The 7,158-nt window shown below is 65.0% G+C and carries 8 protein-coding genes and 4 tRNA genes; 8 read left to right on the top strand and 4 right to left on the bottom strand.

Translation table 11 applies throughout. From position 1 onward, the window contains the following. Positions 1-289 precede the first annotated feature (289 nt). Positions 290-2,062 carry a DUF7159 family protein gene (locus VFA16_RS10750; protein ID WP_324967790.1) on the top strand — a complete coding sequence of 591 codons (1,773 nt, stop codon included), beginning with the start codon at positions 290-292 and terminating at the stop codon, positions 2,060-2,062. A gap of 50 nt (positions 2,063-2,112) precedes the next feature. Here VFA16_RS10750 and VFA16_RS10745 read toward each other — a convergent pair. Next, a tRNA-Val gene (locus VFA16_RS10745) sits at positions 2,113-2,184 on the bottom strand. Between the two features lie 170 nt (positions 2,185-2,354). On the opposite strand from VFA16_RS10745, the gene VFA16_RS10740 reads away from it, so the two are divergent. From VFA16_RS10740 to VFA16_RS23790, 4 genes are all read left to right on the top strand, one after another. Beyond that, positions 2,355-2,427, top strand: a tRNA-Gly gene (locus VFA16_RS10740). A 28-nt stretch (positions 2,428-2,455) separates the two neighbouring features. Beyond that, positions 2,456-2,526, top strand: a tRNA-Cys gene (locus VFA16_RS10735). A 16-nt stretch (positions 2,527-2,542) separates the two neighbouring features. Further along, a tRNA-Val gene (locus VFA16_RS10730) sits at positions 2,543-2,617 on the top strand. A gap of 126 nt (positions 2,618-2,743) precedes the next feature. Then, positions 2,744-3,091, top strand: a complete 348-nt coding sequence (locus VFA16_RS23790) for an excalibur calcium-binding domain-containing protein (protein WP_414687691.1) — start codon at positions 2,744-2,746, stop codon at positions 3,089-3,091. A 362-nt stretch (positions 3,092-3,453) separates the two neighbouring features. Here the strand turns inward: VFA16_RS23790 and VFA16_RS10720 are convergent, their stop codons facing one another. Beyond that, positions 3,454-3,666: a hypothetical protein gene (locus VFA16_RS10720; RefSeq protein ID WP_324967789.1), complete on the bottom strand. Its 213-nt coding sequence runs from the start codon at positions 3,664-3,666 to the stop codon at positions 3,454-3,456. Positions 3,667-3,677: 11 nt separating this feature from the next. Here VFA16_RS10720 and VFA16_RS10715 point away from each other — a divergent pair, with 11 nt between their 5' ends. Next, positions 3,678-4,598 (top strand): hypothetical protein, encoded by a 921-nt coding sequence (locus VFA16_RS10715; RefSeq protein ID WP_324967788.1) that lies wholly within the window; start codon positions 3,678-3,680, stop codon positions 4,596-4,598. Between the two features lie 274 nt (positions 4,599-4,872). Here the strand turns inward: VFA16_RS10715 and VFA16_RS10710 are convergent, their stop codons facing one another. Beyond that, positions 4,873-5,190, bottom strand: coding sequence for a DUF732 domain-containing protein (locus tag VFA16_RS10710; protein WP_324967787.1), 318 nt, complete (start codon positions 5,188-5,190; stop codon positions 4,873-4,875). Positions 5,191-5,382: 192 nt separating this feature from the next. Between VFA16_RS10710 and VFA16_RS10705 the strand changes: the two genes are divergently transcribed. Together VFA16_RS10705 and VFA16_RS10700 are read left to right on the top strand one after the other, a co-directional pair. Next, positions 5,383-6,156 carry a cutinase family protein gene (locus VFA16_RS10705; RefSeq protein ID WP_324967786.1) on the top strand — a complete coding sequence of 258 codons (774 nt, stop codon included), beginning with the start codon at positions 5,383-5,385 and terminating at the stop codon, positions 6,154-6,156. A gap of 26 nt (positions 6,157-6,182) precedes the next feature. Further along, a complete protein-coding gene (locus VFA16_RS10700) occupies positions 6,183-6,683 on the top strand; it encodes a hypothetical protein (RefSeq protein WP_324967785.1) in 501 nt (166 codons plus the stop codon). A gap of 30 nt (positions 6,684-6,713) precedes the next feature. Here VFA16_RS10700 and VFA16_RS10695 read toward each other — a convergent pair whose 3' ends face one another. Further along, positions 6,714-6,992 carry a hypothetical protein gene (locus VFA16_RS10695; RefSeq protein ID WP_324967784.1) on the bottom strand — a complete coding sequence of 93 codons (279 nt, stop codon included), beginning with the start codon at positions 6,990-6,992 and terminating at the stop codon, positions 6,714-6,716. Between the last annotated feature and the right edge of the window lie 166 nt (positions 6,993-7,158).

The raw sequence follows: 7,158 nt of genomic DNA, 5'->3' as shown, positions 1-7,158 counted from the left end.
GCATCGAGGGTATGGCCTTCGACGGTGTTTTGGACCCGGAGCCGGAGGGCGTGCTGCGTCCTGACCGGACCGCGCCCGGTCACGGGCTGACCGTCAAGCAGGCTGACATCGACAAGTTCCGGGTGGCCTAATTCGGGTCCGGCCTGGCCCGGCTCGGGCTCCGGCGGAAGTTCACAGCCCGGACTTAATTAGCCGGTGTAACGTTTTGCAGTGCTGCGACGACGACCGTTGTAGACCGCCGTGTTCTCCTCCACAGACCGCGGCGAGTTCGAGGGGTTTTGGAGGGCCGATGGACGTCGTACTTGGGGTCTCGATGGCTCCCGAGACGATCCGCATGGTGCTGGTCGAGGGCCAAGACGGCGACGGCGTGACGGTCGAGGAAGACAGCTTCGACACCGCCACTGCCCCGGCCTTGGCCACGTGCAGCGCATCCGAACAAGTGGTGGGGGCCATCCTGGGCACCTTTGAAGGCGCCGCAGAAGCGGGTCATCACCTGCTATCGACCGGGGTCACCTGGACCGATCAGGCCGAGGCCGCCGCGCTGCGAGATGCGCTGGCAGCCCACAAGGTCGAGAACGTCATGCTGGTTTCGGCTTTTCTGGCCGCGGCCGCGCTGACCCAAACGGTCGGCAATGCGATCGGCTACGAGCAGATCGCCATGCTGTTCGTCGAACCGGATACCGCGACGTTGGCTGTAGTGGACTCCGCCGATGGTTCGATCACCGACGTGCGCCGCCAGCCGCTGACCACCGCGGTGGACCCCGTGCTCGGATTGATCTCGTTGGTCGCCAGTGTGGCTGGCTTGGAATCACGGCCGGAGGGCTTGTTTCTTGTCGGTTCCGGTGTCGACATCGCCGCAATCAAGCCGCGGCTGGAAGCTGCTACGCCGCTTGCGGTGAGCGCACCGGAGGAGCCGGAGACGGCGTTGGCTCGCGGTGCCGCGTTGGCTTCGGCCAACGCGCCACTGTTCGCGTCGTCGACAGCTGCTTTGGCCTACGCGCAGGATCCTGGGACCGGCGAGGTCGAGCCGTTCGCTTATGTGGATGTCATCGACAGTTCGTCTGGTAGTTCGCCTGACGTGGCTTACAGCGCCGCCGACGATGAAGTTCCCGACGGGCGGGTCGGCAGCGATGCCCGGCAGCGGCGCAGCCCGATGCTGCTGGTCGGTAGTACGCTGGCCACGATCGTTGTGGGTGGCGTTGTGGCGCTGGCGATTTCATTGGCAATCGGTATCCGCCCGACGGTTGCTTTGCGACCCGAGCCCGGGCAAAACCTGATCATGCCCGCCTTGCCAGCACCGTCACCGCCGGCGGCACAAGCCCCCGCACCGGAACAGCAGTCGGCTCCGGTGGTGGCCGCCGCGGCGCCAGCCCCGGTGGCCAGCCCGCCGGTTGCGGCCGCGGCTCCGCCTGTGCCCGCTCCGGTCGCCGCGCCGGCGCCTGTGCCTGTCGCCGCGCCGGCACCTGTGCCGATTCCCGCCCCGGCGCCGGTGGCTGTGCCGGCGCCGGCCGCAGTGCCGATACCTGTCCCTGTGCCGATACAGCTGCCGGCCCCGCAACCGCCGGTACAGCTACCGGCCCCTCAGCCTCCGGTGCAGATCCCGCCGGTACGTACCCCCAATCCGCCGGTACAAGTTCCGCAGCCGCCGGTACAAGTTCCGCAGCCGCCGGTGCATGTGCCCAATCCGCCTGTGCACCAGCCGAATCCACCGGTCCATGTGCCCAGCCCGCCGGTGCAGTCTCCGCAGCCGCCGGTACATGTGCCGAGCCCGCCGGTGTACGACCCAACCCCGCCGGTGCACCTTCCGGCGCCTGAGCCGCCGGTGAACCTGCCGGCGCCGCGGCCGCCGGTGCACCTGCCCGCGCCTCAGCCGCCGATAAACCTCGGGTCACCGCAGCCGCCGGTGCATCTGCCCGCACCCCAGGCTCCTGCGTTTCCCGCCATACCGGCTCCGGCGGCTCCGCGGTTACCCGCCATGCCCGCCCCGGCGATGCCTGCTCCGGCGATTCCTGCTCCGGCGATGCCGCATTTCAACATGCCGGCCCCGGCATTTCGGTTTTAAGGACGGGTCGACGACGCCTAGGCGGGTGGCGGCTGCGCGAAAGCTAGCGGTGGTCCCGACTGGGATCGAACCAGCGACCTTCCGCGTGTGAGGCGGACGCTCTCCCGCTGAGCTACAGGACCGGTATGGAGCGGCGAACGAGGTCGAAGGTTAGCACGTGGCGGGCATCCTATGAGAAAGCGCTGCATGGGCGGCCCTGAGGTATACCGGAAGGTGTCAAGAGATTTGTGCGGGCCCGCTTAGGTGGACTATCGTCGTGCTTCGCACCGGGCGACGATCTCGTCCGTTGCGCGCGGATGTAGCGCAGTTGGTAGCGCATCACCTTGCCAAGGTGAGGGTCGCGGGTTCGAATCCCGTCATCCGCTCGAAGGTGCTAGTGGCATCAAACCCCGCGGTGGAGTGGCCGAGTGGTGAGGCAACGGCCTGCAAAGCCGTGCACACGGGTTCGATTCCCGTCTCCACCTCAAATCCTTGACCCGGGCGCGGTTAGCTCAGCGGGAGAGCGCTTCCCTGACACGGAAGAGGTCGCTGGTTCAATCCCAGTACCGCGCACCACCATTTTACGCACGTCAACCGCTATTTTGAGGGTCCAGCCAGGGCGGCGTGCACTCAACGTTCACAAAGGGCTTTGAGGCCGACAATTTCGGGGACAGCAGACGGGCCGCGAACTAGCGTGACGTCATGCCCGAGGGCATGCACATCTTTGGCCACCGAATCACGCGCGACGAGGTGGCCAAAGCGCTTGAGGTGCTGCTGATTGCAGTGATCGTGATTTGCGTGGTGATCATCGTTTTAGCCCTGCTGAGCAATGGACTACCGACCACGCGACCGACTCCACCTCGCTATCCGACCACGCATTTCACCGTCACGCCGAACAGGCCCACTCCCTACTACAAGAACTGCCGCGAGGCGCACGCCGACGGTCGGTGGAATATTCCCGAGGGTGACCCGGCGTATCGACCCGCGCTGGACGGCGACCATAACGGCATAGCGTGCGAGTCTCCCAAATCCCGCGGGGCTGGACGCTGAGGAACGCGCGTAAGCGGCCGGCCGGCCCAAGGGGAGTGCTTTGCACAGACACGCTGACGCTGCACTAACTTCCTTGTTGCCCTTGCTATTTCGATGCCAGCGGTTGTTAGCGGTCCCGCATGACGAACTCGATCACACCGCCGGCCTGCTCGATCACTTCACGGCGGCGCTCCTCGCGGGTTGGTCTGTCTGGCTCATAGTCGGCGTTCATCGGTCGTCCCATCGGCCGACGTCGCCGCCCCATACGGGTTCCGTGGTCAACGGTGGGGCCGGGCCCGTGAGTGCCAGCACGGCCGGCCACCGTGGTCGCGTGCTCAGCGGCCATGCCAGTGCAACCGCTAGCGGGCGACGTTTTCGGGGTCTCAGTAGAGCCATGGGTCAGTTGCGGCGCTGGGCTCGACGCTGTGCCCGAGCTCTCGCATCGGCACCGCTGCCTCGTTCGGCGTCGCGGCCAGTACGTCAGCCATGCCGGGATCGGCCTGGTCCCAGGACCCGGAGAGAGCGAGGGCCCCCGCGATGCGAAGACAGTGTCCCCGAATTTGCTCGAATGTCGCCGGATGCAGCGTTAACTCCATATCGTCAAAGCATGCTGACCAGAGTTTGGGTTGGCATTGCTTTCGCTGTGACATGTGCGGCACTATTGGTGCCCACGCTTGGCGCCTGCGCCGGCAATACGGGCCCCCTACCAACCAAGACCGTCACGGCTACTGAAGCTCCCACCACAACCGCCACCACATCCCAGCGGGATGCGATGCTCGCGTGGCGCGAGGCGGCGCGAGTACCCGCGCAAGAGATAAGCGATGCTATGGACAAGATGTCCAGTGCTGCGAAGGCTGGCGACCTGACGACCATGGGCATTGCATGTCAGGAAGCACACGATGCCGTCGAACAGTTCCAGCAGCACATGCCAAGCCCTGATCCTGAGTTGAATGCACCACTACAAAAAGCCCTGAGCGACTACGACGCAGCCGCTCGCATCTGCACCACGGCGGTCGAAAACCACAACATCGATGACTTCGAACAGGGCGGCACCCTGCTCCAGGAAGGGAACACCTACATGGACAACGCCCTACAGATCCTGCACCGCGACCTCGGAGAATCGTCGAACGCATCGACGTTACCAAGCGCTTCGCCTTCGTCCACTTCCCCGCCGCCCCCGTCGCCAGATCCGGTCAGCCAGCTTCGCGGAATCGCGAATGGCGACCGTTCGTTTGTCAGCACCTCGCTCGCCGGATACTGGGTGCCACAGTTGAGTTCCAAGCAGCCAGGCACTTACGACGACGGCAAGTACTGGGACAACGCGTCGATCCTGCAGGAACACCTTGCGCTGCGCGAGCGGTACGGGGCCAAGCTGTTGTGGTCGGGGGACTGGCCCGGAACTTACTCAGACCCCGATTACTGGGTCACGGTTGCGCCGCAGAAGTTCGCCGACTCGTTGGCGGCGACAACCTGGTGTCGGAACCAGGGCTTCGACTCAGACCACTGCTTCGCCAAGCAGATCCACTAACTCACCTGATATTGAAACGGTTAGAAGTGGCGCCGGTTCAACCCGACCTCAACCGTGCCACTGCATCTGAGCAGCATCCGGAAGTTGGCGACCACGCGCGCGTGCCACCCCGACCGCCGGTCCGCAACTTGCCCGGCGCCGCGTTGGCCGATTAGGCCATTCGCAGGTGGACCAACGCCGTTGCGGTACACGGCTCATGCTGAATTTGGTGACACACCGATGCGATTTGCGGGCAGCGACTCGCGGGTCATCGTGACAAAGTTCTAACGACCCACTATGCCGCTACGTCGGGGCACAGGTCGTGGTGGGCTGCGTCGACAAACGCCTGGGCCTGAGTATTCGTGGGCGCGGTCGGGAATTCCTTGGCTTGGAAGCGGTCAACCTCGTCCGGTATTGAAACTCCATTTGCCAGATCGGCGCAGATGCCTCTTCCGAAGTTCACCAATACAGCTGGATCGCGGACGGTGAAAATGCCGTGCAAACCCAAATCGGCGAGGAAGCTGCTTTCGTCCGCCTTCGCACCGGGTGCCAATGCGATCACACTGGCCGCCACGACGAAACCGGTGGCGACCTTCCCCACAATTCGCGCCACTTGCCCTGCCTTCTTCAATCGATGCCATTTCCTCTGCGGGCAGTTCCCCGAAAGGATGTTCGGCAAACCGGCACCTCGGGGTAGGAGACCAACCTTGCACGCTTCAGCTCGCCCGTTAGGGCGGTGCTGTTTCATGGCGGTCAGTGCCTGAAAAGTCGCGTTGGGGAATCGCGTGCGTGGCACCATTGCGGCATGATCGCTCGTCGTGCCCCTCGTTTGCTTGCTCCTGTGGTAGTCGCGGCGTCGGCTGTTAGCGTCTCCGTCCTCGCGTCTGCAATGCCCTCCGCCGCCGATCCGTGTCCGGACGTTCAGGTGGTGTTCGCCCGCGGCACCGACGACCCTCCCGGGGTCGGCCCGACCGGACAGGCATTCATCGACTCCCTGCGCCCGCGAGTTGGCGCGAAATCGCTCGACGTATATCCGGTCAACTACCCCGCTACGTATGACTTTACGAACGCGGGCAAGGAGGGGATCAGAGACGCGAGCGCGCATGTTATTTCGATGGCGCACGACTGCCCCAACACCAAGATGGTGCTCGGCGGTTTTTCCTCAGGCGCGGCCGTAATGGGTTTCATCACCTCGCCTGCCGTACCGGCTGGGATCGATCCGGAGACCGTACCCAAGCCGATGGACCCCGAGGTGGCCAACCACGTCTCCTCGGTCGTGCTCTACGCACTGCCAAACGACAAGATGATGAACTTTTTCGGCGCGCCGCCGGTCGTCATCGGGCCGCTCTATCAGGCCAAGACCATTACGGTATGCGCGCCCGGGGACCCGATCTGTTCCGACGGGGGCAGTTTCGAGGTACATAAGACGTACTCGACCAACGGCCCCGTAATCGACCAGGGCGCGGCCTTCGCGGCCAGTCGTCTCGGCGGGGGTCCTAGCGCGCCACCGGGTGCGGGTCCTGGCGCGCCGAACACCGGCGCCGGGTCTCCGTCTACGGGCGAAGGCTTTGGCACTTAATCGCTGACGCAGCCTTCTGGGTCGCCATGCAGGTCTTGGCCGCTCCGGCGTTCGGTCACTACGACTGCGAGCGCGTCGTCGTAGGTGCCACGCTGGCGCAGCCGGTCCTAGCCATCACCAGCCTGGCCTACATCGCCGCCGGGATGGCCGTCCTGTCCTGGGCAGTGCGGGTCAGGGCGCCGCTGGCCATGGCTGCGGGACTTGCGCTCGTGGCAGTCGGAGCTGGCAGCTTTGCCTTTCACGGGCCCCAGCCGTCATGGGCGAAGCCCGCGCACGACTGGCCCATCGTCGCCACCGGAATCGTGTACGCCGCCGCCCTGGCCCGAAGCGCGCGCCGGCATCGCTGGTCCGGCTGGACGGCACCTGCCGGCGTCTTCATCCTGGGAATCGCCGCCTACGCCGCGGGACGCTCCGGGTCGCCTTTATGCCGGCCAGACAGCATCTGGCAGTACCACGGCGCCTGGCACATCCTCTCCGCCGCTGCCGCCGGATGGGCCGCTCGCGCCATGGCGCCGGACCACCCCTGAGCGTCCACCCGCTCGGACTGTGTTCTTCGGTCAGCCGTGTGGCGCCTCTGAGATCTTGCTGTCGGGCTTGCCCACTGTCTGGCAGTACGTCATCGCCGACAAGCGCGTTGCCGAAATCTGCAGATTGTTCGGTTCAGCGCCACTCTGGTCCTTGAGCATTTTGCTGACCTCTTCGTTTTGCTTCTTCTCGTCCTGCGTCGTGAAGTCCTTGCACTTTGTGTCGCCACCGGTATTGATGACCTCTGAGGCAGAGCATCCGCTGAACAACAGCATGGCGATCGCGATCGTGGCGGGTGCAGTTCGCTTCATCGTTGGCCTTCCTGAATCGAAGTGGTAGCTACCTGTACACCGCAACAGCGCACTTCAAACGCGCCCAAATGATGTGCGCAGGAAGACCGCTGGCCGCCTAGCGACACCTAGCCTCCGCGCGCCGTGCCCCGGTTGTCGAATTCGACCAAGACGTCAGTGGCGGCTC

The organism is Mycobacterium sp. (assembly GCF_035653355.1).
Lineage (GTDB): Bacteria > Actinomycetota > Actinomycetes > Mycobacteriales > Mycobacteriaceae > Mycobacterium.
The sequence above is the reverse complement of the archived record's forward strand: the minus strand, read 5'-3'. Positions and strand labels throughout refer to the sequence as shown.